Source organism: Pseudomonas sp. SIMBA_067 (genome assembly GCF_046534675.1).
In the GTDB taxonomy this organism is placed as follows: domain Bacteria; phylum Pseudomonadota; class Gammaproteobacteria; order Pseudomonadales; family Pseudomonadaceae; genus Aquipseudomonas; species Aquipseudomonas putida.
Genome location: NZ_JAWRYH010001239.1, coordinates 1 through 240, shown reverse-complemented (window position 1 = coordinate 240; position 240 = coordinate 1). Strand labels below are relative to the sequence as shown.

Annotated in this window: 1 protein-coding gene; it reads left to right on the top strand. The window is 63.8% G+C overall.

All coding sequences use genetic code 11. The features are described from left to right. The coding region (locus SB765_RS33250; RefSeq protein WP_410932983.1) for an aldehyde dehydrogenase family protein at nucleotides 1-240 on the top strand (240 nt) is incomplete at both ends.

Sequence of the window (240 nt, the reverse complement as noted above, 5' to 3'; positions counted from 1 at the left end):
CTGCCACCCAGGAAGTACTGGCGCGCGTGCCGTTCGCCACCGTCGAAGAAGTCGACGCTGCCGTGGCTGCTGCCCATCGCGCTTTCCAGACCTGGCGCGACACCCCGATTGGCGCACGCATGCGCATCATGCTCAAGCTGCAGGCGCTGATTCGCGAACACACCAAACGCATTGCCCAGGTGCTCAGCGCAGAGCAGGGCAAAACCTTGGCTGATGCCGAAGGCGATATCTTCCGTGGGC